The organism is Kocuria sp. PD6, from assembly GCF_031844145.1.
Taxonomy (GTDB): Bacteria; Actinomycetota; Actinomycetes; order Actinomycetales; family Micrococcaceae; genus Kocuria; species Kocuria marina.
Genome location: NZ_JAUZUS010000004.1, coordinates 149,703 through 176,281 on the forward strand (window position 1 = coordinate 149,703; position 26,579 = coordinate 176,281).

A 26,579-nucleotide genomic window follows, 5' to 3' on the forward strand; every position below is an offset into this window, starting at 1 on the left:
GCGGACTGTCCCGTACTCGTGATCGAGGAGAATGCATGGAAGAGAAGATCGAAGTACACGGGCCCACGAAGGTCAACGGTGAGCTGCCCGTGTACGGCGCCAAGAACAGTGTGCTCAAGCTCATGGCTGCGGCGCTGCTCGCCACGGGCCGTTCCACGATCACCAACGTCCCCGAGATCCAGGACGTCACGATCATGGCGGAGCTGTTGCGCCGGCTCGGGTGCGAGGTCTCGTACGAGCCCTCGGCGCACAGCGTGACCATCGACGTCCCGGAGGAGCTCGGTCACCAGGCCGACTACGACCTCGTGCGGGCCATGCGGGCGTCCATCTCCGTGCTGGGCCCGCTCATGGCGCGCTGCCTCCAGGCCGAGGTCGCCCTGCCGGGCGGGGACGCGATCGGAACCCGGGGCCTGGATATGCATCGCGCGGGACTCGAGGCCATGGGGGCCCGGCTGACCATCGAACGCGGGTTCCTGCGAGCTAGTGCACCGGACGGTCTGACGGGTGCGACCTATCGACTGGGCTACCCCTCCGTGGGGGCCACCGAGAATCTGATGACCGCGGCCACGACCGCCCGGGGCGTCACGGTGTTGGACAACGTGGCCCGCGAACCGGAGATCGTGGACATCGGCCGGATGCTGCAGGCCATGGGTGCACGGATCGAGGGGCTCGGTTCCACCACGATCATGGTCGAGGGGGTCCCGCGGCTGCACCCGGTCACGCACCGCACGGTCCCGGACCGCATCGTGGCCGGGACGTGGGCCTTTGCCGCCGCGGTCACGGGCGGTCGCGTGGAGATCGCGGGTGCGGAACCGGAACACCTGGACGTGGTGCTGGCCAAGCTGCGCTGCGCGGGTTGCGAGATCAACACCGCCGATGGGCGGTTCGTGGTGCGCGGTCCCGAGCGGCCCAAAGCCATCAACGTCTCGACCCTGCCCTATCCGGGGTTCCCCACGGATCTGCAACCGTTCGTGGTGGCGCTCAACGCGGTGGCCGAGGGTAGTGGGATCATCACGGAGAACGTGTTCGAGGCCCGGTGGGGATTCACCGCGGAGCTTGAGCGGCTCGGTGCGCGTGTGCGCCTGGACGGGCATCACGCCCGGGTGGACGGCGTCCCGTCGAACAAGCTGTCGGGTGCTCCCGTGGAAGCCATGGACATCCGGGCCGGCGCGGCTCTCGTGATCGCGGGGATGGCGGCCCACGGGGTCACCGAGGTCTCCGGGGCGGGGCACATCGACCGCGGCTACGAGCACTTCGTGGACCATCTGGCCGGAGCGGGAGCCAAGGTGCAGCGCCGCATGGCGCGCAGGTGGAACTGACCGCCCCCGCGGCGCTCCTCGGATAACCCGCCGCGCCCACCCACACCCCTGCTCCTACTCAGCAGAAGCAGATTTTGGCGCGCTGAGCTGCTTCTGCTCCACTTGACATTCTGTGGAGTGGGATTGCCGCGGCGTGCGAACGTCCTGTGCGTCCCGGCATCTGCCCCTCAGCTCACCCGGCCCCGCGACTCGCTCGCGTCACAGCGGGCGCGAGAAAACCCCCGCCACCTCGAAAGGCGACGGGGGTTTCGTCCGGCGAATATCAGATGACGTTCACGCCGGTGGCCTGCGGGCCCTTCTGGCCCTGACCGATCTCGAACTCGACGCGCTGGTTCTCTTCGAGGGTGCGGAAGCCGCCCGACTGGATTTCGCTGTAGTGCACGAAGACGTCGCCATCAGCGCCGTCCGGCGTGATGAAGCCGAAGCCCTTCTCTGCGTTGAACCACTTAACGGTGCCCTGAGCCATAATGGGGCATCTCCTTCTGGAGTATGTAGTGCGTGCACACGATTGTGCACCTGAACCGGTACCGCGAGAAGGCTGTGGATGCGGCTCACAAGATGTTGTGCCACAGCGCCAGTCAGAACTTCACGCTCGCTACCATTCCTGCGAGCATGTCAAACATGATGCGAGAACACCTCAAGCATCACACACTGTCGTCCCAGGGTCAATCGGCATCAGGTGATTTACTACGAGGTCCGAGAATATGACCGTTTTCCTCCCACGCTATCCGCAGACGGGTTCCGGCATAGGGGGCTGATCAGAAGAGGCGGGACTGGGTGTCCACGTTGCCGCGCATCTCGTCGTAGTCCAGGGTCAGGCACTCGATGCCGCGGTCGCGCGCGAGGACACGGGCCTGCGGTTTGATCTGCTGGGCCGCGTAGACACCTCGCACGGGGCTCAACAGGGGATCGCGGTTGAGCAGTTCGAGGTAGCGGGTCAGCTGCTCCACGCCGTCGATGTCACCGCGGCGCTTGAGTTCCACGGCCACCGTGGCCCCGCCGGCGTCCCGCGCGAGGATGTCCACGGGGCCGATGCTCGTGGGGTACTCGCGACGCACCAGGGAGAACCCGTCCCCGAGCAGGGTGATCTGCTCGGCGAGCAACCGCTGCAGATCGGCCTCCACGCCGTCCTTGACCAATCCGGGGTCCGTGCCGAGGTCGTGGGTGAGCTGGGAGTGGACGGTCATGATGTGGATGATCAGCCGGTCGTCGGACTTGCCCGCCTGGACCTCCCACACCTCGCTCACACCGTCCGCGGCAAGCTCGTCGGAGGGTTCGCGCACGTGCATCGTGGCGGGCGGGCTCATCCAGTTCAGCGGTTTGTAGGATCCGCCGTCGGAGTGGATCAGCACCGAGCCGTCCGCCTTGAGCATGATGAGCCGACGAGCCAGGGGCAGGTGCGCGTTCAAGCGCCCTTCGTACCGGACCGAGCAGTCTGCAATCACTAAACGCACCAGGACAGCCTAGCGGTCCGGCTGCCCCTGGCTGACGCGCTCTTGTGCACCGGCGACGATGCCGCGCGTCGGCATGGGCGGCAACGGCACGGAGCTGCCGCCGCGGACGACGGCCCGCACCTGCCTGCTCGGACGACGACGCGCCCCCACCTGCACGGGCGACGACGCGGCGCGGCGGGGTACAACGGCGTCGCCGCCGCCGTCAGCGCGCGTCCTGCCGCGGGACGAAGACCTCGCGCACCAGCAGCAGTCCCGCGGCCGCGGTGGGGATGGCGACGAGCGCACCGAGGATGCCCCACAGCGCACCGCCGGCGGCCACCGCGATCACCGCGACCGCGCCGGGAACGGCCACCGCGCGGGCCATGATCCTGGGCGAGACCACGTAGGCCTCGAGCTGGAGGTACGCGAAGTAGCACAGGGCAAACGGGATCGCGGTGTCCCACCCGCCGAGCGTGGCCATGAGCGTCACGAGGATGCCGGCGAGCACGCCACCCACCAGGGGGACGAACGCGAGCAGCGCGACGAACAGGACCAGCAGTGTGGCGTAGGGGACCCCCGTGACGTTCATGAGGATGAACGCGACGAGCGCGTTGAGCAGTGCCACGCACGCCTGACCCATGACGTAGTTGCCCACGCCCTTGGTCATCTGGTCGCCCAGGTGCTTGACCCGGGCGCGCTTGCTCGCGGGGGCCAGGCGATAGCACCAGGCCTTGATCGTGGGCAGCGAGAAGAGGAAGTACAGGCTCAGCGCCATGACGATGAGCGTCCCGGTCACTGCATTGATCACCACGCCGCTCACGCTCACGACCGAACCGAACATCCCGCCCAGTAGGTTCTCGTCCGTGGCGAGGCGTTCCTGGAAGGCCCCGGTGGTGTGTTGCACGGACGCGGCGATGTCGAAGCGGTCGTCCAGGCCCTGGAACAACTCGGAGTTCATGAACTCGGTCACGAGCTCAGGGGCGCGGGCCACGAGTTGCTGGGCCTGCTCGATCATGCGGGGGACCACGACCATGATGAACGCGGTGATCACCAGGGCCAGGGCCAGGATCACCACCCCGGCGGCCACCGCGCGGGGCAACCCCTTGGTCTCGAGCCGGCGGACCAGGGGATCCATCCCCAGACAGATGAACGCGGCCGTGACGATCCACCCCACGAGCCCGCCCACGTTGGTCAGCACGTAGTAGCCCAGCAGCGCGATCCCCACGCCCACGGTGAGCAGGAAGCCCGTCTGGATGGGATGCGTCCGCGTGTTCACGGGGTGGTCCCACGGCGCACGCCGCACGGGCTCTCCACCCGCAGCGGGTTCGGGCGGCACCTCGAAGCGGTGGCGGGTCGGACGGAAACGCGCGGGGGGCCGACCCTGCGCTCCTGGGGATGTGCTCACGCCGGAAGCGTACAACGCTGGGCCGCCGGGACTTCCAGCGTTCCCGGTGCACATAATGGGAGCAAAAGACACCCGTCCGTGCGCCCGGGAACAGGGCGCACGATCGAGTCCGCGTCCCATGTCGCGGACTCGCCGTCGAAGGAGGTTCCCATGAGCGAATTCCCCCGTTCCACCCCGGACCAGCAGCCCCCACGGGACGAGCAAGCGGTTCCTGCGTCCGTGCGCGGTGCCGTGGATCTCGGCGCGTCGGGCGGTGCCCGGACGGGTGCGCCGAACGACGACGCCGCGGCGGCGTCCGCGGGCGCCGGTAGCTATCGCGTGGAGCTGACCACCGCGAACTTCCAGCGCTACGCCGAGGCGTCCGCGACGTACCCTGTGGTCGTGGTGCTGCACGCGCCCCAGAGCCCGGAGTCGGAGACGTTCGTGGACGTGGTCGGGCGGGTCGTGGACGAGTTCCGGGGTCGGCTCATGCTGGGGACCGTGGACGCCGCCGCGGAACCGCAGATCGCGCAGGCGTTCCAGGCGCAGACCGTTCCCACCGTGCTCGCATTGCTCGGTGGGCGCGTGGTGCCGCTCGTGAACTCCACGGTCTCGGAACAGCAGTTGCGTGAGCTGCTGACCGAGCTCGTAAGCCTCGCGCAGCAAAACGGCGTCACGGGAACGGCCGAACCGGTCGCGGCGAACGAGCCCAAACCCCTGCCCCCGCTGCACCAGGAGGCCCTGGACAAACTCGAGGCCGGGGACCTGGCCGGCGCGGAGGCCAGTTACAACAAGGCGCTCGCGGAGAACCCGGGTGACCACGACGCCAAGCTCGCACTCGCCCAGGTGCACCTCTTGCAGCGCGTGAGCGCGATGGACGCGACCGCCGTGCGGGAAGCCGCGGCCGCTGATCCCACGAACGTGCAGGCCGCTCTGGACGTCGCGGACCTGGACCTCTCCGGTGGGCACGTGGAGGACGCGTTCCGGCGCCTGCTCAACCTCGTGCGCACCACGGCCGGGGACGACAAGGATGCCGCGCGGGCGCGCCTCGTGGACCTCTTCGACGTCGTCGGGGCGGAGGATACCCGCGTGGTGGCCGCGCGCGCCCAGTTGATGCGGGCGCTCTTTTAGGCTGCCGCTGATGTCCGGGCTGCGGCTGAAGTCGACCGGTACGGGCGGTGGGCCTTGCGGCGACGCGCGGCCCCGGACGGGCGTCGTTCAGCGGCCCCGGTGAAGGGTTGGGGGATCCTCGGGTCGACAGTGACGAGGTCCGGTGAATCCGCCATGCCACGCGGGTCACTCAGTACATTGGTGACATGAGTAGCCCAGTGAACGGACCCACGACCCCGCGCCGCGAGCCCGCCCCCGGCGCCGGGGGACCCGTGGCGAACAACCCCTCGACCGAGCAGCAGGGAGCACCCCAGCATGCGGCACCCCCTGAGGCCGCCCAGGGGTATGCGGCGCCCCATGCCACCACGCAGTACGCGCCCCGAGACCCCGCGCCGCACTCCGGCACGGGGACGCCCGCGCTCGCCGTGCGGGACCTCACCAAGTTCTACGGCCAGTCCGGCCGACCCGCCGCGGATCATGTGAACCTCACGGTGCCGCGGGGCTCCTTCTACGGCCTCGTGGGGCGTAACGGCGCTGGCAAGACGACCACGCTGTCCATGGCCACGGGATTGCTGCGCCCCTCCGCGGGCTCGGTGCTCGTGGGCGGGGGAAGCCGCGACGAGCTGGTGGACGTGTGGCGTGATCCCGTGACCGCCAAGCGACGCATGGGTGTGCTGCCCGACGGCGCCCACCTGTTCGACCGGCTCACGGGACGCCAGCTCGTGACCTACTCGGGTCTGCTGCGCGGGATGGACCGCGAGCTCGTCGCGCAGCGGACCGAGGACCTCATCGTGGCCATGGACCTGCAGGACGCAGCGGGGCGCCAGGTGCAGGACTACTCCGCGGGTATGACGAAGAAGATCGCCCTGGCCGCGGCCATGATCCACGCACCCAGCCTGCTCGTGCTGGACGAGCCGTTCGAGTCGGTGGACCCGGTCTCCGCCGCGAACATCCGATCGCTGCTGCACCAGTACACGAATTCGGGCGGCACCGTGGTGGTCTCGAGCCACGTGATGGACCTTGTGCAGCGCATGTGCGATCACGTGGCCGTGATGGACCAAGGCCGTGTCCTCGCGCAGGGGACCATGGACGAGGTGTGCGCCGGCATGTCCCTCGAGGACCGGTTCGTGTCCTTGGTGGGCGGACGCACCGAAGCGGGGGAGGGGTTGCAGTGGCTGCGTCCCGAGTGAACGACCCGCGCGACGCCGCGGCTCCCGACCACCTCGACACCGCATTCGCAGAAGGCCCCGCACAGGACGTCGCGCCCGACGCCGCCGTTCCCGCCTCCGTGCGCCCCTCGCACGGCGGGGGTGAACCCGTCACGCGCAGCATCGGGGCGTTCGAGGAGGCCCGGCGGCTGGCCGGGCTGAAATGGCGCGTGCTCATCAACACCCTGACCCGCAGCACGTGGATCCTGGTGGGCACGATTCTGGGTGGCCTCTACGCACTGTTCCTCCTGGGGATGGCGCTGACCGCGTTGATCGCGCTCGGGGGTGAAGCCCTCGAGACCGTGGTGGTCGCGTCGGTCCTGCTGGGTTCCCTGCTGCTCGTGGGCTGGTGGCTCGTACCGCTGGTCTCGTCCAAGGCCGACTCCACGCTGGACCCTTCCCGGCTCGCCCTGTTCCCCCTGAGCACCACGGGTCTGGTGGCCGGCCAGGTGGCGGGCGCGGTCGTCGGGATCCCGGGGGTGCTGACCGTGATCGCCCTGCTCGGCTGGCTGTTCTCGTGGCGCGGTTCCACGGTGGCGCTCATTGCGGCAATACCGTGCGCGATCATCGGCGCCCTGCTCGCGTTCGTCGGTTCGCGCTGCGTTACGGCCCTGGGCGCGAACTTCGCGAAGGGGCGGCGCACGAACGAGATCATCTCCATGGTCGTGCTGGTTCTCGTTGTGCTGCTGGGGCCCCTCATCTCCTTGTTCGCGACCGGCCTGGGCCAGGTGTGGCAGCTGCTGCCCACATGGGCGGGAGTTCTCGCGTGGACCCCCCTCGGTGCTACCTGGGCGGTCCCCGGCGACGTCGCGTCGGGTCACTGGCTCGCGGCCCTCGCCCGAGTGGCGATCTCCCTGGTCACGCTGCTCCTGCTCGTGGTCGTTACGTGTGCGGGTCTGCGCCGTGCCCTCGGCGACGCCGCCGGCGGAGCCGCCCGGGGGACGTCCCGCCCGCAGGAGGGCGTCGGTCTGTTCGACCGGTTCCCGGCGAACCAATGGGGTGCGGTGGCCGCACGGTGTCTCACGTACTGGCTCAAGGACCCGCGCTACTCGGCGTCGCTGCTCATGATCCCCGCGATCGGGGCGGTCTTCTGGTTCATCGCGGGTGAGTCGGGGTTCAGTCTGTGGGCGCTGCCCCTGTTCGTGTCGCTGCTCATGGCGTACGCGATCTCCGCGGACGTCTCCTACGACAACACCGCGTTCAGCCTTCACGTCCTGGCACCGGTCTCCGGGCGTGCGGATCGGCTGGGGCGCGTGGTGGCCCTGCTGATCGTGGCCGTGCCGCTGGTGCTGCTCTCGATCGTGCTCTGGCTCGCGGGCGTGCAGCGCTGGGACGCACTGCCCGCCGTGGTGGGCGTGTGCGTGGGGATCCTGCTCGGTGGCGCCGGCGTTGTCTCGATCGTCTCGGCCCGGTACACGTATCCCACGCCGCCCCCGGGCGCGTCCCCCATGAAGACACCTCAGGGGTTCACGATCCTCAACCTGGTGGTGCAGTTCGTGATCATGGGTCTCATGGCCCTGCTCGCGCTCCCGGCCGGGATCCTGCTGATCGTGTACCTCGTCACGGGAGCCGCCGTGTGGTGCTGGCTCGCGCTCGCCGTGGGCCTCGTGGAAGGCTTCGTGGTGTTGTGGATCGGCGTGCGTTCGGGCGGTAAGTGGCTGGACGCGCGCGGGCCCGAACTGCTCCAGGAGGTGGCCGCCTACCGGTGAGCCGGGCCCGGTGCGCGGGGTAGAGTGGGGGACATGGAAATCACCGAAGCCCAGGAATTCACGGATCCTTCCGTGCGCTCCTCCCGGGTGATCAGCAACGGTCTGTTCGGCACGAAGCCCGAGACCGTGGGTGGCACCTCCACGATCGAGCGCGAGGACACCCGGCAGCTGCAGGAACCCGGTGATCACGAGCGGTTCGCGCACTACGTCCGGAAGGAGAAGATCATGGAGTCGGCACTGTCCGGCGAACCCGTGATCGCCCTGTGCGGCAAGGTGTGGACCCCGGGTCGGGATCCCCAGAAGTTCCCCGTGTGCCCGGAGTGCAAGGAGATCTACCAGGGCCTGCGTCCCGGCAAGGACGAGCCCGAGAACTGACCACCCTTCCCTTCTCGTGAGGTCCCGCGCCGGGCGGGACCACCGGCGGCGCCCGCGCTCAGCGGGCGCCTTTGCCGTGCGGGGTCGCGCGGGCGGCGTCGTCGTCCGTGCCTCGTACGACGGCGATCCGAGCGTCGTCGTCCGCGCGAGCGAGACCCCCGATCCGTGTGACGGGACCGGAGTGGATGCGCGCCAACGAGCGCGCGGAGAGGACGAGCACCACGTGTCTGACAGCGATCAAATGTCCCTTTTCGGAGCCGCGGCGGATCTCCCGCCGGCCTATCCGGACCGGGCGGCGTGGGGGACCGCGCCCAAGTTGCGCGCGTGGCAGGCGGAGGCGATCCACCGCTACGAACAAACCCAACCGCGTGATTTCATGGCCGTGGCGACCCCTGGTGCGGGTAAGACGACCTTCGCGTTGACCGTGGCCAAGAAGCTGCATGACGCGGGGACCGTTCAGCGCGTGACCGTGGTGACCCCCACGGAACACCTCAAGCGCCAGTGGGCCGACGCCGCGGCGCGCGTGGGACTCGCGATCGACCCCAACTTCAAGAACGCGGACGGCCAGCACGGCCGCGGCTACATGGGCGCGGCCGTGACGTACGCACAGGTGGCCAACAAGCCGCTGCTGCATCGCGCGCGCACCGAGGCCGGGCGCACGCTCGTGATCATGGACGAGATCCACCACGCCGGTGACTCCCTGTCCTGGGGCGACGGGCTGCGCGAGGCCTTCGAACCCGCGACCCGCCGGCTCGCCCTTACGGGTACACCGTTCCGCTCGGACACCTCGCCCATCCCGTTCGTGAGCTACGAGGAGGACGGGGACGGGATCCGCCGGTCCACGGCCGATTACACGTACGGGTACGCGGACGCCCTGCACGATCACGTGGTGCGTCCCGTGATCTTCATGGCCTACTCGGGTCAGATGCGCTGGCGGACCTCGGCCGGTGAGGAGATGGCCGCCCAGCTCGGGGAGGGGTTCACCAAGGACATCACGTCCCACGCGTGGCGTACCGCCCTGGACCCGCACGGGCAGTGGATCCCGTCCGTGCTGCGCGCCGCCGATCAGCGGCTCACGCAGGTGCGGCGCACCGTCCCGGACGCCGGGGCGCTCGTGATCGCCACGGACCACCAGGACGCCAAGGCCTACGCCGAACAGTTGCACGCCATCACGGGGGAGCGGCCCACCGTGGTGCTCTCGGACGACAAGACCGCGTCCAACAAGATCGACGAGTTCTCCGAATCCGACAAGCGCTGGATGATCGCGGTGCGCATGGTCTCCGAGGGCGTGGACGTGCCCCGGTTGGCCGTGGGCGTGTACGCCACGTCCACCTCCACGCCGCTGTTCTTCGCCCAGGCGGTGGGTCGCTTCGTGCGCGCCCGCAAGCGCGGGGAGACCGCGTCCGTGTTCCTGCCCTCGGTGCCCACGCTCATGGCGCTCGCCAACTCCATGGAGGAGGAGCGGGACCACGCGTTGGACAAGCCCAAGAACATGCCGGGGGTCGTGGACTTCGACCAGCCCATGGAAACGGGCTGGGACGACGACCTGCTGGATGAGGCCAACCGCGAGGACAAGGCGTCGTCGTCCCTGGCCCAGGGCAACTTCCAGGCCCTGGACTCGGACGCGTCCTTCCACGGTGTGCTCTTCGATGGCGGCGCCTTCGGCGGTGGCGCGGCGGTTGGTTCCGAGGAGGAAGCCGAATACCTGGGGATCCCCGGGTTGCTCGACGCGGACCAGGTCTCGGCCCTGCTGCGGGAGCGGCAATCGCGCTCGGCCCAGCGCAACGGTCGGAGCGGCCATGACGCACCCCAGACCCCCGCGGTGCCGGATCACCGCCGCCTGAAGGACCTGCGCTCGCAGCTGTCCAAGAACGTCTCCGCGTGGTCCGCGCGCACCGGAACACCGCACGGGGTGATCCACAACGAATTGCGCACCAAGTGCGGAGGCCCGGCCGTGGCCCAGGCCTCCGAGGACCAGCTGACCGCACGGATCGCCCTGTTGCAGCGCTGGTTCATCGGCCGGAAGTAGCCGACGCCGCGTAGCGGCCGACGCGGCGACGCGGCCAAGCGGCGCGGCCCGCACGGCGGCGCGGCGGGCGTTCAGTCCAGGTCGGTCACGACCTCCGCGCCCGCGGCCTCGAGTTCCTCGACCGCCCGCTCACCGGACTCGGCTGCCACGGGCGCGGTGAGCGGCAGCAGCACCCGGGTCTCGTAGCCGGCCTCCACGGCGTCCTTGGCGGTGGCCAGCACGCAGTGGTCCAGCGCGAGACCGACGACGTCCACGGCCTCGACGCCGCGTTCCTGCAGCCAGTCGTCCAGGCTCACGCGTTCTTCGTCGGAGTCCTCCTCCGGTTCCCCCATGGGGACGTCCACGTCCGGGGCGGACAGGCCCTCGAAACCGGAGTAGGCGGCGTCGTATGCGCCCTTACGGAAGTACTCCGTGACGTACTCGGTGTCGAGATCGGGGTGCGTGTCAGCGCCGGTGGTCTCCGCGACGCAGTGCACGGGCCAGCTCGTGACGAAGTCGGGGGTGTCGCTGAAGTGCTCCCCGGGGTCAACATGCCAGTCCTGGGTCGCGGCCACGGCAACGTAGTCGCCGTGGTGGTCCTCGAGGTACTCGGAGACCTGCGCGGCGACCGCCGCCCCGCCTTCGACGGCCAGGCTGCCGCCCTCGCAGAAGTCGTTCTGGATGTCCACGATCAGCAATGCAGTGCGCATGGCTACCTCCCTGGTCAGTGTGCGGTTCCGGGTTCGATCACGGTGGGGATCACGGGCTCGCCCTCGGAGAGTCGGCGCGCCGCGCGGGGCAGTTCGGCCACGGAATCGACGTGGCGCTGCCGGGCACGGGTGACGGCCTCGGGGCCCGTGTAGCCGTCGTGCAGCTCGCCGCCGGTGACGTAGTCCACGAGCAGGGGGCGGTCATCGCCGTCGTCCTCGGGCATGTGCGACACGCCCACGATCTCGTGTGTGGCCACGCCCTGGGGATCACGACGGCGCAGCGCGTACTTCTCGCCGCCCACCGACTTCTTGCCGGAGGACGCCTTGGCCACGGGTTCCATGGCGCCCGAGGCGCCCTCGCGCGAGACGAGCTTGTAGACCATCGACGACGTGGGGGCACCCGAGCCCGTGACGAGGCGCGTGCCCACGCCGTATGCGTCCACGGGAGCGGCGCGCAGGGCGGCGATCGCGTACTCGTCCAGGTCGCTGGTGACCGTGATCCGGGTGTTGGAGTTGCCGAGCTTGTCGAGCAGCGCGCGCACGGACGTGGCCTGCGTCACGAGGTCGCCGGAGTCCAGGCGTACGCCCCCGAGGTCCTTGCCCGCGATCTCGACGGCGAGCGTGACGGCCCGTTCGACGTCGTACGTGTCGACCAGAAGGGTCGTGGACACACCCAGCGCGTCTAGTTGGGCGCGGAACGCCTGCTCCTCGGAGTCGTGCAGCAGGGTGAACGAGTGGGCCGCGGTGCCCACGGTCTTGACCCCGTAGCGGAAACCGGCCTCGAGGTTGGAGGTCGAGTCGAAGCCCGCGACCACGGCGGCGCGGGCCGCGGCCACGGCCGCCTGCTCGTGGGCGCGGCGCGATCCCATCTCGATGCACGGGCGCTCTCCCGCGGCACCCACCATGCGGGAGGCCGCCGAGGCCACGGCGGAATCGAAGTTCAGGACGGAGAGGATGTAGGTCTCCAGGACGCACGCCTCGGCGAACGAGGACTCCACGCTCAGCAGCGGCGAGTGGGGGAAGTACGTCTCGCCCTCGGCGTAGCCGCGGATCTGGCCGGTGAAACGGAAGTTCTCCAGGTACGCCACGGTCTGGGCGTCTACCACGGCGGTGTCCCGCAGGAACCGCAGCTGCTCGTCGGTGAATCGGAACTGCTCGAGCCCCTCGAGCACCCGGCCCATCCCAGCGAACACCCCGTAGCGGCGGCCGTTGGGGAGTCTGCGGGCGAAGACCTCGAACACGCTGCGGCGGGACGCGGTGCCTGCCCGGAGCGCGGCCTGCAACATGGTGAGCTCGTAGTGGTCCGTCAGCAAGGACGTGGGCTGCGGGTGCCAGGAATAGGTGTGCTCGTTCACGTGGCCAGCCTAGTGGGCCGTCCGTCGTGCGCACATCCGTGTCCCCGTGACTACCATGGAGGCGATGTTCACTACGCACCGCGCCGTCCCCGCCCGGATCCCGGCCGTCCTGATGAGCTCCGCGCCGGCGGAGTCCCCCGTGCTCGAACGGGAGGAGCAGGCGGTCACGGCCATGAACGTGCCGTGGAACGTGGTGGTGTGGGACGATCCCGTGAACCTCATGAGCTACGTGGTCTACGTGTTCCGCGCCCACTTCGGCTACTCGGACGCCAAGGCCCGCACACTCATGCTCGAGGTGCACAACCGGGGCCGCTCGATCGTGTTCACGGGAACCCTCGAGGAGGCGGAGACGCACGTGAGCTCGCTGCACGGCTACGGCCTGTGGGCCACGTACGAGAAGGCGGGGGAGCACTGATGGCGCACGGGTTCAAGCGCACGCGCAAGGGCATCGTCGGTCGGTTCGAGGCCCCCGAGGTGCGGTTGTTGCAGAAACTGTTCTCGGACGTGGGGGAGACCCTGGCGCCCGCAGCGCGCGAGGACGGACCGGCTCGCAACGACGACCCGCTCGAGGCGCTGCTCGGCTGGGACGAGGAGGTGGCCGAACCCACGGACCCGGCGGTGCGCAGGCTGCTGCCCGCGGCGTCGTCGGACCCGGAACAGGCCGCGGAGTTCCGGCGACTCACGGACCGCTCGCTGCGCGAACGCAAGACCGCGGCATTGCGTGCGTCCTCCCTGGCCCTGGAATCCCAGCCCGTGGTGCTGAGCGTGGCGCAGGCACAGGACTTCGCGCGCTCGCTCAACGACGTCCGCCTGGTGCTGGCCTCCCGGCTGAACATCGACTCGACCGAGGCCGCCGAGCGCGTGGCCGAGCTGACCGACTTCGGCCGGGCCGAGGACGTGGAGCAGTACATGGGTGTGGTCTACAACTTCGTCTCCTGGCTTCAGGAGACCCTCATGAACGCGCTACTGAAGACCCTGCCGCCCCGGTGACCGGGGATCGCCAAGGTCACACGTCTCATGCGCGAGGGCGCGCGCGAAAAGCACTACAGTTTTCCGGTATGCAGGTGCACGAACGTCCCACCGGTCCCAATCCCAACTCGCCCATCGGCGTGTTCGATTCGGGTGTGGGCGGGCTCACGGTGGCGCGGGCGATCATCGACCAGCTGCCCAACGAGGAGATCCTCTACGTCGGTGACACCGCGCACGGCCCCTACGGGCCCCTGCCGATCGCCGAGGTGCGTTCCAACGCCCTGCGCATCATGGACGACCTCGTGGACTCCGGGGTCAAGCTGCTCGTGATCGCGTGCAACACCGCGTCCGCCGCAGTGCTGCGGGATGCGCGCGAGCGTTACACGCGCGGTTACAACATCCCCGTGACCGAGGTCATCCAACCCGCGGTGCGCCGCGCGGTGGCCACCACGCGCTCCGGTCGGGTGGGGGTGATCGGCACCGAGGCGACGATCGGCTCGCGCGCGTATGACGACACGTTCGCGGCCGCACCCCAGCTCGAAATCACGTCCGTGGCGTGCCCCGAATTCGTGGAGTACGTGGAGCGCGGCGTCACCACGGGGCCCGATCTGTTGCGCACCGCCCAGCACTACCTCCAGCCCCTCAAGGACGCGAGCGTAGACACCCTGGTGCTCGGGTGCACGCACTACCCGCTGCTCACGGCGGTGATCTCTTACGTCATGGGCGAGAGCGTGAACCTGGTCTCGTCCTCGGAAGAGGCCTCGCGGGACGTCTACCGCTGCCTGCTGGACAACCACCTCGAGCGGGATCCCGAGCTCGCTCCCCACCACGAATTCCTGGCCACGGGGGATCCCGTGAGCTTCGAGGTCCTCGCCCAACGGTTCCTGGGCCCCGAAGTGGTCCGCGTCCGGCACACGGCGTCCGTCGCGGAGCAGTACCCCACCGGTTCCCTCGCCACGATCCACGCGGCTCAGCGCTGAGTCGGCACCAGAAAGGCGATCACCCATGATCCTCACAGTGATCGGTAACACCGGAAGTTTTCCCGGGCCCGATGCCCCCGCCTCGTGCTACCTGCTCTCCGGCGAGGACGCGCACGGGCGCACGTGGCGCATCGTGCTGGACATGGGCAACGGTGCCCTGGGTGTCCTGCAGCGCCACATCGACCTGCACGAGATCGACGCGATCATGCTCTCCCACCTGCACCCGGACCACTGCGTGGACGTGGGCGGTCTGCACGTGGCCGTGAAGTGGGATCCCCGCGGATGGCAGGGCGGTCGCATCCCGATCTACGGTCCGTCCATGCTGCACGGCTACCTCAACCAGCTGCACCTGTTGCCGCCCGAGCACTCGATGGACACCGAGTTCGACTTCCACGTGTGGCAGGCCAACCAGCCCGTGACCGTGGGTCCGTTCACGGTCACACCCCACCCAGTGAACCACCCGTGCCCCGAGCCCTATGCGCTGCGCGTCGAGTACCGCGGGGCCCAGGGCACGGAAGTCCTCACGTATTCGGGGGACACCGACGTGTGCGACGAGCTCGTGGCAGCGGCCCGCGACGCGGACGTGTTCCTGTGCGAGGCCGCCTACCAGGAGGGCCGCGAGGACCATCTGCGCGGAATCCACCTCACGGGCAAGCGCGCGGGAGAGACCGCGACCGCCGCGGGTGTGCGTCGGTTGCTGCTGACCCACCTGCCCGTGTGGAACTCGGTGGACACGGCCACGGCGGAGGCCGCCGGAGCGTTCTCCGGTCCGGTCACGGTGGCCCGCGTGGCCACGAGTTACGACGTTGCCGGGCCGACCGACCAGTCGTTCACTGCATTGGCAAGCGCGGTGACCGGGGACTAGGCTGAAACCCATGACTTCGCCTACCGAGCCGGCACGATCCACCGAGAATTCCACGGGCGAGGGTGGCTCCGCCGCATCGGGGCTGGTACGAGCGGACGGGCGCGCCGTCGACGAACTGCGGCCCATCACCATCACCCGCGGTTGGTCCGAACAGGCCGAGGGTTCCGCCCTGATCGAATTCGGCGGCACCCGTGTGCTGTGCACCGCGTCCCTCACGGAGGGCGTGCCTCGCTGGCTCAAGGGTGAGGGCCGGGGTTGGGTCACCGCGGAGTACGCCATGCTCCCGCGCGCCACCTCCACGCGCTCGGCCCGCGAATCGGTCAAGGGCAAGGTCGGTGGCCGCACCCATGAGATCTCGCGTCTGATCGGCCGCTCCCTGCGTTCGATCATCGACCTCAAGGCCCTCGGGGAGAACACCGTGGTCCTCGACTGCGACGTCCTGCAGGCCGACGGCGGTACGCGCACCGCGTCCATCACCGGCGCGTACGTCGCGCTCGCCGAGGCCATCCGCTGGGCCCACGACAACGGTATCCTCAAGCCGCGGGTCAACCCCCTCATCGACACGGTCTCGGCCGTGTCCGTGGGGATCATCGACGGTGTTCCCATGCTGGACCTGCCGTACGTGGAGGACGTGCGCGCGGAAACCGACATGAACGTCGTCGTGACCGGCTCGGGGGACTTCGTGGAGGTCCAGGGCACGGCCGAGGGCGCACCGTTCAAGCGCGCCGAACTGGACGTGCTGCTCGACCTCGCCGTGGCCGGGTGCGCCCAGCTGGCCGAGATCCAGCGGGAGACCCTGGAGGCCACCCGTGGCCGATGACGTACGCGGTGCCCGCGTGGTGCTCGCGACACAGAACGCGGGCAAGGTGCGCGAGCTGCAGGCCATGCTCCGCGACGCGGGGCTGACGGATCCCGGGATCGTGGTGGACGCGCGCACGGCCGGGCTGAGCGACGTCGTCGAGACGGGCGTTACGTTCCAGGAGAACGCGCTGCTCAAGGCGCGCACTGCCGCCGCGGAGACGGGACTCATCGCGCTCGCGGACGACTCGGGACTCAGCGTGGACGTCATGGGCGGCGCCCCGGGCATCTTCTCCGCGCGGTGGAGCGGGGTCCACGGCGACGACGCCGCCAACCTCCAGCTGCTGCTCGCCCAGCTCGGGGACATCGCCCCCGAGAACCGCCGCGGCTCCTTCCTGTGCGCCGCCGCGGTCGTCGCACCGGACGGCGCCGAGCACGTGGTCACGGGTGAGCTGCCCGGGAACATTCTGCGCGAACCCGCGGGGGAGAACGGGTTCGGCTACGACCCGATCTTCGCCCCGGACGGCCAGGACGGCCTCAGCTGCGCGCAGTTGAGCCCAGAGCACAAAAACAGGATCAGCCATCGTGCGGAGGCCATGGCCGCCGTGTTGCCGCACTTGTTGCAGCTGCTCGCGGGTTCGAGTGGGACCGCGCGGCAGGACGGGCCGGAAGCAGCAGTGGCGTCCCCCCTGGAACCGGAGCCAGAGGACTGACCCATGACTTTCGCGTGCGGACACCTACCTTTCGCTCCGGCTGTCGAGGCTGTGTTGGCGGAGGCCAGGGTGCGCGTGGATCGCTCCGAGTGGGAGCTGCACGCAGGCGGGTCCGCGCACATCGTGGTCAACGCGGGGCACGTGATGAGCGTTCGGATCGCCAAGAACCCGACCTCGGGGGAGAACGTGCGCAGGCGTACCCGTGCGCTGTCGCGGCTACCGGAGTTCGACTTCGCCGTGCCGCGCCCCCTGACCCCCGTGCTGCAGGACGGGCGGTACACCGCGGTGGGGATGACGTGGATCCCGGGCAGCCCCCGCCCGCCGGGGCACGCGGACCCGCGGGAGCTGCGCAGGGTCCTCGAGCAGGTACATGATGCGGACGCGCGCGCGGCGGAACCGTGGCTGGACCGGCCCGGTCAGCACTGGGGCGGTCACCGCCGTCGCCACGTCCTGCTGGACCAGGTGCTGCCGCTGCTGCTCCCGCGGAACCGGGACCGCGCCATGAATGCGATCGAGGACCTCGTGGCCCTGGACAACGTCCCGCCGCGGCTCGTGCACGGGGACCTCATGGGCTCCAACATGCTGTGGCAGGACGATCACCTGGTGGGCGTGATCGACTGGGACCACGCGAGCATGAGCGATCCCGCGTACGACGTCGCGTCCCTGGGACTCTGGTTCGGCTGGTCCAGCGTGCGCCAGGCCACGGACGAGGAGAACTATCTGCGCGCGCAGTTGCACTCCCGGATCTTCCCGCTGCAGGCCGTGGCATACGCGCTGCACCATGAGCTCGACACCGCCCAGATCCGCCAGGCCGTGGAGAAGGCGGACGCGTGGTACGAGACCCGCGCCATGGCCTCCGTGTGAGCGACATGCCATGTCGGAGGCGTTGCCTACCCTGATCGGGTGCCCGTCAGTTTCACCGCCATAGATTTCGAGACCGCCAATCGCAGCCCTGCGTCCGCATGCGCCCTGGGGGTGGTACGGGTCCGGGACGGTCAGGTGGTGGACACCCGGTACTCACTCATCCGTCCGCCGCTCGGCCACGACGGGTTCGAGCCCGGCAACGTCCGGATCCACGGCATCCGGCCCGCGGACGTCGCCCACGCGCCCACGTTCGACCTGCTGTGGGACTGGATGTGCGAGAACATCAGCCCGGAGGATCCGGATTCGGTTCTGGTGGCACACAATGCCGTCTTCGACACCGGCGTGATCAAGGCGGCGAACCGGGCGTGCGGCGGAACCGCTCGGAAGTGGGACTACGCGTGCACTCTCCGCTTGGCCCGCGCGGCCTACACGCTGCGTTCCTACGCTTTGCCGTCGGCGTCCCGCGCGGCGGGGGCGGAGGTCGCGGAGCACCACAATGCGCTCAGCGACTCCCTCGCGTGCGCCGGGATCGTGCTCGATCTCGCGCGCCGCAGTGGGGCGCGCAGCATGGCCGAACTCACGGCGCACTACGGGGTCAGGCTGCAGCGCGCGACCCTGTGACGCGACGCGCCTCCGATCGGGGTGGTTCTCAGGCGTGCGGCCGCCACAGGGTGAGCCAGCGATCGGCCAGGGCGAGCAGTTCACGGCGGGTCGCCGCGCGGGTTCCGGAGGGATCGGTGCCGGATGTGTCCGTGCCGCTGTCCGTTTTTGTGGTGCGGCTGTTGTCGTCGGCCACGGCGTCCTGCCGGGCCATGCGGTCGTCGCCGGCGACGCCGTTGCCGCCGACCGAGCCGTTGTCGCTCTCCCCGATGTCCTCGCCGTGTGCGGCGTCGCCGAGCCCCCAGCGCGCGGCAGCAACACTGACCGCGACGGTACGTGCCGCGTCGTTCGCCGCCGGGTGACCGGACAGCAGCGAGAGAGCCCGCTGAGCGACGTCGTCCCCCGAGTTATCCGCGTGCGGCGCATCCTCGGCACACAGCACCGCCGCGAGCCCCAGTGCCAGGGCCGACGACGCCGCGGTTCCGTCCCCCACGGCCCGCGTGAACGCTCCCGCGGGTTCCGTCATCCCATCGAACAGGGAGTCCCGGGCGGATCGGTCCGCGCACAGGTCGAGCAACTCCCGGGTGAGGGGCGCGGGCCGGGTCATGAGTGCGACCACTCGGCCGGTTTCCTCGACCACGTCCTGCAGTGAGGCCCCACTGCCCCGCGCACGGCCCGCCGCGTGAACGGTCAGGGCCGCACCAACAGCCGCGGTCTGTGCCTCGGCGCTGCCGTGGGTGATCGCGGCCGAGTCCACGGCGAGGGCCACGAGCGACTTCCACCCGATGTGGGGCACCAGTCCATAGGGCAGCGTGCGGGCCAGGATCTCGGCGCTGTCCGCACGTGGCAGGACCGGACGAGTGACCTCGCCCAGGCGGCCCATGGACAAGGCGGTGAAACCGTCCCCGGCGTGCTCACCCGGTGCGGTGAGGAGGGGGTAGTCGTGGTCCAGGTCGTCGTCGGGCGGGTGCGGTGCGTCGCCGGGGAGCTTCGCACCGTTGCGCATGGCCCAGCGCAAGTACGCGAGCCACGCGCACGCCGTGGGATCCGCGGCCTGACCGTCATTCGCCCAGTGGGCCACCTCGTTCAGCGCCCCCGCGGTGCGCGCGAGGAGCTGGGTTCCCTCGCCGGGTCGTTCTGCCGCGGTCGCGCGCCACGGCGCGAGGAACACGCTCCTCACGAGCGACGGATACCACGACGACGCCGCGTCCAGACCGCGGTCTTGTTCCAACAGTTCGGGGGTGCGCGGTGAGGTCATGGGGTCAGTCTATGAGGGTGGCAAAGGACGGTGCGGGGTGATGCAGCTCGGGCATGGGGCCGTTCGAGAGGTCCGGGCGGCATGGGAGCCTGCCCGGGCTGGGGGCGCCTCGGGTACGGGACGGATCAAGTCGGCCGGGTGCCTCAGGAGATTGTGAGGGCTAACGGGCATGTCCGGCCTCGAGAGCGTGGGGGCCTTCCCTGGACTCGGCTATTTGTCGGCGCCGGGGCAGCCGATGCCGGTGGGGTTGGTGTGGCAGTCATCGGCGACGTTGTGCACGGTGGCCCGCCACACACTCAGCGCCACCGGGGGTGAGGTGACGTGGTTGTAGCCGGCGACCGGTTGCCAGCCGGTGTCGGCGATGTTGTATTCCCCGTAGAACGAGGTTGTCAGGGTCACGGTGAAGTCCCCGGTGGTCGTGTAGACGTGGGAAGTGTCGGTGGGCTCATCCCACGCACCGTCGGGTAGGGGTGCCCCGGTCAGGGGTGTGGGGCCCAGGGTGGTGCCGTCCCCGTAATACCAGGTGTATTGGACGGGGTAGGCCCTCACCTGGACAGGGTAGCCACCCAGGGTCGTGGTGAAGGTCTGGGGTTGGGCCTGCGCATAAACATTGGTGTGCATGTTCTTCAAGGTGTCCGGGGCGGGTTGGACGTGACTGGCGGCGGGGGCGACGGCCAGTTGTTGGAAGTCCTGGAGGGTGAACACCGGCAGCGGCACGTACCCGTCGTCGCTGGCTTGATCGGCTTGGGTGTTGCTGACGCACAGTTGGGTACCGCGCGCGGCGCGGGTCCTGTCATTGGCCCCGCCAATGACGATGTCCATGTTCACACCGGCGGCCCCGGTGTCGTCGGTGCATTCTTGGGTGGTACGGCACCGTGTGAGTGCTGCCCCACGTTGGTCGGTGCAGGGGTCTTGGAGGCCGTAGACGGTTTTGTTCTTAGCGGTGTCCATCAGGCGGGCGTTGAAGAAGATTGAATCCTCGTTGGACATGAGCCGATCACGCAGCGCCTTCTGGAACGTGGGATCGGTATCCGGATCCCAATCGCTAGTTTCTGCCGTGGCCGGCTGCTGGCCCCTCGTCCCCGCTTGGATCCCTCGCGGCGGTGCTGTGGCGCCATTACGCCGGGATTCCAAGGACATGCGGATAAGTGATCCGTGTGCATCGGCGGTGGTGTTTTCGAAACCTGCGAAATAGCCCTGTCCCCAAGAGTCAGCCGATTCGGCTGCGGTGGCCTGATTGACGCCTATATAAGTCGGCGCGAGTAGAAATAATGCAAATATTATCGCGAGGGATCCTTGATATCCAGTATGGGTTGTCATAGCGATCCCCTGGGGGAGGCGGTAATGTAAATCCATCGGCCACTTTCATACATCAACGTCACGTCCAGGGCGTCCGCGCTGTCGTATGGCATTTGTCGGCTGACGACCTGATGGTCGTTGATTACCAAAATTCCGGAACTCGTTGCTTCAACCGGTATCGTGTACTCGCCTGTTGGACGCTGCCTGAAGGAGTTTGGCAGAAATTCGGACGTCTCATTTCCCCCGGCCATCCATTTCTGGGAATCGTAACTGTCCGTAATTCTCGAAAATTGATCTGTGCACCTGCTACAAGTCTCAGAAGTCACCTCTCGAGCGTAGGAGGTGTTCCCCGTCTGAAACGCGTACCATTGCGCGGTTAGCCAATAGTTCAGGAACGCCTGCGCGCCGGCCTCGGTTTCGTCCCTGGCCTCCGCGGGCATCACGGGCTTGGGAACATTGCGGGCCGGATGCTCCAGGGTGGCGGGTTCGTAGTCCTCCGGGACCTTCTGGCCCGTGGCCAGCACCGTGGGTTCCTCCGGACGCCAGTCATCGGGCAATGCGCTGTCGGACCCGCTCGGGGACCCGCTCTGCGGCGTCGTCGGGGATGCGGGGGAGGCGTCCGGCGCGGGGGACGTGGGCTGCGCCGTCGTCCCCGCGGAAGTGACTCCCGTGGGCGCGGCGCTGTTACCCCCACCCGCTCCGGGCGAGCCGTTACCGCACCCGGTGAGTAGCAGCGCTGCGAGCAGGGCGAGGGTCGTTCCCCGGCCGGCCGTGGCGATCAGTCGTGGTGAATGCATCCCGGTGAACCCCCTCGTGCCACACCGTTGTGTGACGTACCAGACATCCCCCAGAGCATAGAGGCGCAAGACGGCGCGGGCCATGGCCGGGCCGTAGCTTGTGGACGACGAAGAACATGCGCATGCATGACCCCTGGTCACGGCGTGGAAGAGGGAACTAGCGAGTAGAAACAATCCGCCACGTGGCGCGCCGCCGGCCTAGCGAAGCGGTGGCGGCCGCGGCGGATCACACCGTCAGGGGGCCTGCGCCGTGTGACCTGCACATGTGCGGGAGGTCGCTGTGGGTGTCCGAGACCGCGGTTACATTGACCCCATGCTGATCTTGCACACCTCCGACTGGCACCTGGGGCGTACCTTCCACGGCGTCGACATCCTGGACATCCAGGCGCAGGCCATGGCCGAGATCGTCGAGTGGGTGCGGCACCACGGTGTCTCCGCGGTCCTGGTCTCGGGGGACGTGTACGACCGCGCCCAGCCCCGCACGGAGGTGGTGGAGCTGCTCAGCACCACCCTGGCGCAGATCCGCGAGGCGGGCGCGTACGTGATACTCACGAGCGGCAACCACGACTCCCCGGCGCGGTTGGGTTTCGGCTCCGGCATCATGTCCCACGGCGGCGTCCACCTGTTGACCCGCGTGCCGGACGCCCACGTCCCGGTCCTGCTCTCGCAGTCGACGGACTCCACGATCACGGTCGCCCGGGCGACGGCGCCGCCCGCCCCCGACCCGCGCGGTGCCACTCTGTCGGGGGCTTTTACGGTGGCCGTGTACGGCATCCCGTACATCGAACCGCGCGCGGCCGCGCTGTCGCTCGACTGTGCACCCACGCACCAGGCCGTGCTGGGCACAGTGATGGAGCGCATCGATGCGGACAGGAAAGAACGAGGCGACATCCCGTCCGTCGTCATGGCGCACGCGTTCGTGACGGGGGCGCAACCCACGGATTCGGAGCGCGTCGTCGATTCCGGGGGCCTCGGCACCGTCCCGGCGGAGGTCTTCGCCCGTCATGACTACACGGCGCTCGGCCACATCCACCGCCGGCAGCGAGTCGCGGACGCCGTGCGCTACAGCGGCTCGCCCGTGGCCTATTCCTTCTCCGAGGCCGGACACCCCAAGGGAGCGTGGCTCGTGGACGTCCAGGAGACCGGGGTCCGTGAGGTCACCGGCTTGGACCACGCCGTGCGCATGGATCTGGCGTGCCTGCGGGGGACACTCGACGAGTTGCTACGGGATCCGGCGCACACCTCGGCGGAGGGTGCCTGGTGTCAGGTGGTCCTCACGGATCGTGACCGCCCGGCATCCGCGATGGATCGGATCAGGACGCGGTTCCCCCGCACGGTGGAACTGCGCTGGGAACCCGAGGGCGGCCGGACTCTGACCCAGCAGGCGTACAGCGCGCGGGTCGCGGAAGCCGCCGGTGCCGAGGAGCTGTGCGCCCAGTTCTACGACCACGTGCGGCACCGGGGGCTGTCCGGGCCGGAACAGGACGAGATCGCGGACGCGGTGGCCGCCGCGCGCAGCAGGGGAGTGGAGCAGTGAAGCTGCATCGGATGGAGATCACCGCCTTCGGGCCGTTCGCCAAGCGGGAGACGGTGGATTTCGACGTCCTGAACGAGGCAGGGGTCTTCCTGCTCAACGGCGAAACCGGGTCGGGTAAGACCAGCGTGTTGGATGCCATTTGCTTCGCGCTCTACGGATCCGGGCCCACGACTGCCGCCAAGGGCGGGCGCAAGGCCCAGCACAGTGATCACGCGGATCCCCGCACCGGGCCGCGCGTCGAGTTGGAGTTCACGGCGGGTGGCCGGCGGTGGCACGTGAGCAGGACGCCCGCGTGGCGCGAACCGTCCTCCCGGGCCGCGTCCGGGTGGAGCGACCGTCACGCCACGGTGTCATTGCGGGAACACGTGGCGGGGCAATGGGTGGACCGCGGTTACCGCCCGGACGACGTGGGGCAGACCATCCACCACGTCGTGGGCCTGGACCGTGAGCAGTTCACCCAGGTGATGATGCTTCCCCAGGGCCAGTTCGCCAGGTTCCTGCAAGCCGGTTCCAAGGAGCGGGAAGACCTCCTGGAAACGCTATTCGGCACGGACGTCTACGCGGACATCCAGGATGAGCTGAAAACGCGCTCGGATCGAGCCAAGAGCGTCCTGTACGAGGCGGAACGCGAGGCGGAACGAGCGGACGAGGTCCTCGCCCGGCTCAGGGAACGCGTGGCCCACACGGTCGCCCGGTTACCGGAGGACGTCTTATCGGACCTCCCCGGGGCGCTCCGGACCCGGTTGGATCTCCCGTCGGACGAGGGGTCGATCGGCAACGTCGCCGTGGGCACCGCGGCGGACGCCAACGGTGGAGAAACCGACGCGAATTCGTCTGACCAGGGCCGAGCCTCGACCAGTGCTGCGTCGGCCGCTTCGGAGGAGGGGCCCGCGGACGGGAAATCGGGAGACGCAGACAACGAAGGGGGCCCGGATCGATGGCGTGAGCTGGTCGACGACTGCGACACCCTCGTAGACACGGTGGGCCGGGCACGGGATGGCGCGGCGTCGTCGTACACAGGGGCCCAGCAGCGCTACGCACAATTGGAGACCCTGCATTCGCTGGTCAGGAGGCGCGGCGAACTCACGCGGCGCCGGGATGAACTCGCGAAGCACGCGGAGCAGTCGGAGGACGCGGCCCGACAACTGCGCGAGCACGAGGCGGCACAGGAATTGCAAGCGCCGCTCGTGGAACTGCGCGACGCCCGACGGCGTGTCGCGACCCTTGACGCCGCCGTCACCGACCTGTGTGCCACTGTCACGGGGGACGCGCCGTCGGCCCGCGTGGCTCAGCACATTCTGGGTCCGGACGCGAGCCTCATGGACGCCGTGGACGAGTCCGGGCAGGTGCCCGCGGGTCTGCGCGATGCAGTCGTGACCGCGCGCGAATTCGCCAGGGGCGCCGTGGCCCAGGAGGAGTCGCTCACGAGGGACGAGGAGGAGGCGGCTCGTGAACGCAAGGCCCTTTCGGCGCTCGAGGAGCGGGCGACGCACCTCACCCGGGACCTCGCCTCCGCGCGGGACGCCTTGATCCGCAGCGAGGAATCGCATCGCGAACTCCTGGGGGAGGTCAAGGACGAGGCCCTCGTGCGCGAACGGGCCCGCACCGCGCGGGAGGCCGTGGCCGCGAGTCGGGAATACGCACGGGCCCGGGCGGAGGAGCAGGAACGGGCGCGCCGGTACCGGGAGGATGAAACCGCACGGCGGGCTGCCGCCCAGCACGTGGAAGCGCTCGAAGCGCAGCGCTACGCGAGTGCGGCCGCGACCCTCGCCACCGGGCTGGAGCCGGGGGATCCGTGCCCCGTGTGCGGAGCCACGGAGCACCCGCACCTCGCCGGCGCCGGAACCGAGGACGAGGTCACCGATGACGCACTCGATCGCGCACGCGCCGCCCGGGACACCGCACAGGACACCGTGGATGCATCCCACGCAGCGTGGCAGCGGGCGCAGACCGGTGCGGCCGAGGCGCTCGCGCGCGGCGCGGACACGGACGTCGACGCCGCCGTGGACCGGTGTCGCCACGCCGATGAGGAACTGGCCCGACTCGAGCAGAGCCTGACCCGGGTGCGCCGGGGTGAGGCCGAGATCGCGGCTGCTCGGCGGAAGGTCCAAGATCTCGAGGGGGAGGGGACGCGGATCAACGGTGACATCGCGGGGACCCGTGCGCGCCTCGAGGGACTCCTGACACGGTGCGACCGGGTGCGTGAGGAGTTGGCCCTGCGCATCAGGGGTTTCGATTCGGCCACCGAGTTCCTCGAACGGTCCGAGCACCTCGTGCGCACGGTGAGCGAGTGGGAATCGCAACAGCGGGCGCTGGAGGCCGCGCAACACGAGGTCCGCACCGCGCAGGGTGCCGTGGAACGTGCCCTTGACGCGTCCCCGTTCGAGACCGAGAGCGCCGCGGACGAGGCTCTCATGGACCCGGCGGACGCGGCCGAACTCTCCGAGCGGCTCACCGCCCTGCAGGAGGAGCGGGACTCAGTCTCGGCGGAACTCGCGACCCAGGACATGCAACGCGCCGAGGGGCTCAGCGCCGAGCAACGCGCGGGCTTGTCCGAGGAAGCACTGGCTCGCACCGCCGCCGAACGGGACGGGTACGAACAGTTGCGGGATGCATTGAACCAGAAGCTGGGCGGACTGCAGACCCTCGCGGCCGACGCCGCATCCCACGCCGAGCACATGCCCGCCCGACACGCCGAACTCGAGCGTGCTCGAGAGAACGCCCAGCGCCTGGGCGGACTCGCGGACGTGGCCACGGCGAACTCCCCCGAGAACGCCCTGCGGATGACCCTGACCTCGTTCGTGCTCGCCGCGAAGCTCGAGCACGTGGCCGCGGTAGCGTCCGAACACCTGGCACGGATGTCCTCCGGTCGCTTCACACTGGTGCATACGGATCGCACCCGAGGGGGTGGCAAGTCCGGGCTCGGACTCGAGATCGACGACTCGTGGACCGGTGTCCGCCGCGGCACGGAGACACTGTCGGGCGGGGAATCCTTCTTCACCTCGCTCGCGCTCGCCCTGGCTCTTGCGGATGTCGTCCGGTCCGAGGCCGGGGGACAGGAGATCGACACGCTCTTCGTGGACGAGGGTTTCGGCTCCCTTGACGAACAAACCCTCGAGCAGGTCCTCGAAACCCTGGACGGGTTGCGCCGCACGGGGCGGGTCATCGGTGTGGTGTCCCACGTGAGCGAGATGAAACAACGCATCGACACCCAGCTCGTGGTCACCAAGACCCCCGGCGGCTCGCATCTGTCGGTCGTCGCGGGGCCGTGGGATGCCGCGTAGGCTG

The 26,579-nt window shown here is 69.4% G+C and carries 25 protein-coding genes; 16 read left to right on the forward strand and 9 right to left on the reverse strand.

Annotated elements, in window-relative coordinates; translation table 11 throughout:
- The first annotated feature begins 35 nt into the window (after window positions 1–35).
- Complete coding sequence (gene murA, locus Q9R22_RS05125) at window positions 36–1,319, forward strand: UDP-N-acetylglucosamine 1-carboxyvinyltransferase (protein WP_131332678.1); 1,284 nt, start codon at window positions 36–38, stop codon at window positions 1,317–1,319.
- A gap of 262 nt (window positions 1,320–1,581) precedes the next feature.
- Here the strand turns inward: murA and Q9R22_RS05130 are convergent, their stop codons facing one another.
- The 3 genes from Q9R22_RS05130 to Q9R22_RS05140 all read right to left on the reverse strand — a co-directional run bounded on the left by Q9R22_RS05130 (window position 1,582) and on the right by Q9R22_RS05140 (window position 4,157).
- Complete coding sequence (locus Q9R22_RS05130; protein ID WP_131332679.1) at window positions 1,582–1,785, reverse strand: cold-shock protein; 204 nt, start codon at window positions 1,783–1,785, stop codon at window positions 1,582–1,584.
- A 292-nt stretch (window positions 1,786–2,077) separates the two neighbouring features.
- A complete protein-coding gene (gene nucS, locus Q9R22_RS05135; protein ID WP_064845713.1) occupies window positions 2,078–2,773 on the reverse strand; it encodes an endonuclease NucS in 696 nt (231 codons plus the stop codon).
- A gap of 202 nt (window positions 2,774–2,975) precedes the next feature.
- A complete protein-coding gene (locus Q9R22_RS05140; protein WP_242670648.1) occupies window positions 2,976–4,157 on the reverse strand; it encodes an AI-2E family transporter in 1,182 nt (393 codons plus the stop codon).
- Window positions 4,158–4,307: 150 nt separating this feature from the next.
- Here Q9R22_RS05140 and Q9R22_RS05145 point away from each other — a divergent pair, with 150 nt between their 5' ends.
- From Q9R22_RS05145 to Q9R22_RS05160, 4 genes are all read left to right on the forward strand, one after another.
- Window positions 4,308–5,267 carry a tetratricopeptide repeat protein gene (locus Q9R22_RS05145; RefSeq protein WP_064845712.1) on the forward strand — a complete coding sequence of 320 codons (960 nt, stop codon included), beginning with the start codon at window positions 4,308–4,310 and terminating at the stop codon, window positions 5,265–5,267.
- Between the two features lie 185 nt (window positions 5,268–5,452).
- Window positions 5,453–6,436 (forward strand): ABC transporter ATP-binding protein, encoded by a 984-nt coding sequence (locus Q9R22_RS05150; RefSeq protein WP_131332680.1) that lies wholly within the window; start codon window positions 5,453–5,455, stop codon window positions 6,434–6,436.
- A complete protein-coding gene (locus Q9R22_RS05155) occupies window positions 6,418–8,163 on the forward strand; it encodes a hypothetical protein (RefSeq protein WP_241180778.1) in 1,746 nt (581 codons plus the stop codon). The genes Q9R22_RS05150 and Q9R22_RS05155 overlap by 19 nt, the downstream gene beginning before the upstream one ends.
- A 33-nt stretch (window positions 8,164–8,196) precedes the next feature.
- Window positions 8,197–8,538 carry a DUF3039 domain-containing protein gene (locus tag Q9R22_RS05160; protein ID WP_082943205.1) on the forward strand — a complete coding sequence of 114 codons (342 nt, stop codon included), beginning with the start codon at window positions 8,197–8,199 and terminating at the stop codon, window positions 8,536–8,538.
- A 58-nt stretch (window positions 8,539–8,596) separates the two neighbouring features.
- Here Q9R22_RS05160 and Q9R22_RS05165 read toward each other — a convergent pair whose 3' ends face one another.
- Window positions 8,597–8,779, reverse strand: coding sequence for a hypothetical protein (locus Q9R22_RS05165; protein ID WP_131332681.1), 183 nt, complete (start codon window positions 8,777–8,779; stop codon window positions 8,597–8,599).
- Between Q9R22_RS05165 and Q9R22_RS05170 the strand changes: the two genes are divergently transcribed.
- Complete coding sequence (locus Q9R22_RS05170; RefSeq protein ID WP_098054752.1) at window positions 8,780–10,567, forward strand: DEAD/DEAH box helicase; 1,788 nt, start codon at window positions 8,780–8,782, stop codon at window positions 10,565–10,567. It abuts the gene before it with no gap.
- A 71-nt stretch (window positions 10,568–10,638) separates the two neighbouring features.
- Here the strand turns inward: Q9R22_RS05170 and Q9R22_RS05175 are convergent, their stop codons facing one another.
- Window positions 10,639–11,256: an isochorismatase family protein gene (locus Q9R22_RS05175; protein WP_131332682.1), complete on the reverse strand. Its 618-nt coding sequence runs from the start codon at window positions 11,254–11,256 to the stop codon at window positions 10,639–10,641.
- 14 nt (window positions 11,257–11,270) lie between these two features.
- Complete coding sequence (locus Q9R22_RS05180; RefSeq protein WP_085106334.1) at window positions 11,271–12,611, reverse strand: nicotinate phosphoribosyltransferase; 1,341 nt, start codon at window positions 12,609–12,611, stop codon at window positions 11,271–11,273.
- Window positions 12,612–12,723: 112 nt separating this feature from the next.
- Here Q9R22_RS05180 and clpS point away from each other — a divergent pair, with 112 nt between their 5' ends.
- The 8 genes from clpS to Q9R22_RS05220 all read left to right on the forward strand — a co-directional run bounded on the left by clpS (window position 12,724) and on the right by Q9R22_RS05220 (window position 18,421).
- Window positions 12,724–13,026: an ATP-dependent Clp protease adapter ClpS gene (clpS, locus tag Q9R22_RS05185; protein WP_179861274.1), complete on the forward strand. Its 303-nt coding sequence runs from the start codon at window positions 12,724–12,726 to the stop codon at window positions 13,024–13,026.
- Window positions 13,026–13,601: a DUF2017 domain-containing protein gene (locus tag Q9R22_RS05190; RefSeq protein ID WP_064845706.1), complete on the forward strand. Its 576-nt coding sequence runs from the start codon at window positions 13,026–13,028 to the stop codon at window positions 13,599–13,601. Before clpS ends, Q9R22_RS05190 begins: the two co-directional genes overlap by 1 nt.
- 68 nt (window positions 13,602–13,669) lie before the next feature.
- A complete protein-coding gene (gene murI / locus Q9R22_RS05195) occupies window positions 13,670–14,560 on the forward strand; it encodes a glutamate racemase (RefSeq protein WP_098054744.1) in 891 nt (296 codons plus the stop codon).
- Between the two features lie 25 nt (window positions 14,561–14,585).
- A complete protein-coding gene (locus Q9R22_RS05200; RefSeq protein WP_131332683.1) occupies window positions 14,586–15,425 on the forward strand; it encodes an MBL fold metallo-hydrolase in 840 nt (279 codons plus the stop codon).
- A 10-nt stretch (window positions 15,426–15,435) separates the two neighbouring features.
- Window positions 15,436–16,245: a ribonuclease PH gene (gene rph, locus Q9R22_RS05205; protein ID WP_085106331.1), complete on the forward strand. Its 810-nt coding sequence runs from the start codon at window positions 15,436–15,438 to the stop codon at window positions 16,243–16,245.
- Window positions 16,235–16,936, forward strand: a complete 702-nt coding sequence (gene rdgB / locus Q9R22_RS05210) for an RdgB/HAM1 family non-canonical purine NTP pyrophosphatase (RefSeq protein WP_311254111.1) — start codon at window positions 16,235–16,237, stop codon at window positions 16,934–16,936. Before rph ends, rdgB begins: the two co-directional genes overlap by 11 nt.
- A 3-nt stretch (window positions 16,937–16,939) precedes the next feature.
- Entirely contained in the window at window positions 16,940–17,800 is an 861-nt protein-coding gene (locus Q9R22_RS05215; protein WP_131332685.1) for a phosphotransferase family protein, read from the forward strand.
- A gap of 39 nt (window positions 17,801–17,839) precedes the next feature.
- Window positions 17,840–18,421, forward strand: a complete 582-nt coding sequence (locus Q9R22_RS05220; RefSeq protein ID WP_131332686.1) for a 3'-5' exonuclease — start codon at window positions 17,840–17,842, stop codon at window positions 18,419–18,421.
- A 28-nt stretch (window positions 18,422–18,449) separates the two neighbouring features.
- Here the strand turns inward: Q9R22_RS05220 and Q9R22_RS05225 are convergent, their stop codons facing one another.
- From Q9R22_RS05225 to Q9R22_RS05235, 3 genes are all read right to left on the reverse strand, one after another.
- The gene (locus Q9R22_RS05225) at window positions 18,450–19,658 is read right to left on the reverse strand and encodes an ADP-ribosylglycohydrolase family protein (protein WP_207387887.1); all 1,209 of its coding nucleotides are present in this window, start codon (window positions 19,656–19,658) and stop codon (window positions 18,450–18,452) included.
- A gap of 210 nt (window positions 19,659–19,868) precedes the next feature.
- The gene (locus tag Q9R22_RS05230) at window positions 19,869–20,978 is read right to left on the reverse strand and encodes a PKD domain-containing protein (protein ID WP_242670651.1); all 1,110 of its coding nucleotides are present in this window, start codon (window positions 20,976–20,978) and stop codon (window positions 19,869–19,871) included.
- Window positions 20,975–21,481, reverse strand: a complete 507-nt coding sequence (locus Q9R22_RS05235; RefSeq protein WP_165489779.1) for a DUF6318 family protein — start codon at window positions 21,479–21,481, stop codon at window positions 20,975–20,977. The genes Q9R22_RS05230 and Q9R22_RS05235 overlap by 4 nt, the downstream gene beginning before the upstream one ends.
- A gap of 586 nt (window positions 21,482–22,067) precedes the next feature.
- Here Q9R22_RS05235 and Q9R22_RS05240 point away from each other — a divergent pair.
- Together Q9R22_RS05240 and Q9R22_RS05245 are read left to right on the forward strand one after the other, a co-directional pair.
- The gene (locus tag Q9R22_RS05240) at window positions 22,068–23,291 is read left to right on the forward strand and encodes an exonuclease SbcCD subunit D (RefSeq protein WP_131332688.1); all 1,224 of its coding nucleotides are present in this window, start codon (window positions 22,068–22,070) and stop codon (window positions 23,289–23,291) included.
- Window positions 23,288–26,575, forward strand: coding sequence for an SMC family ATPase (locus tag Q9R22_RS05245; protein WP_311254112.1), 3,288 nt, complete (start codon window positions 23,288–23,290; stop codon window positions 26,573–26,575). The genes Q9R22_RS05240 and Q9R22_RS05245 overlap by 4 nt, the downstream gene beginning before the upstream one ends.
- Window positions 26,576–26,579: the final 4 nt, after the last annotated feature.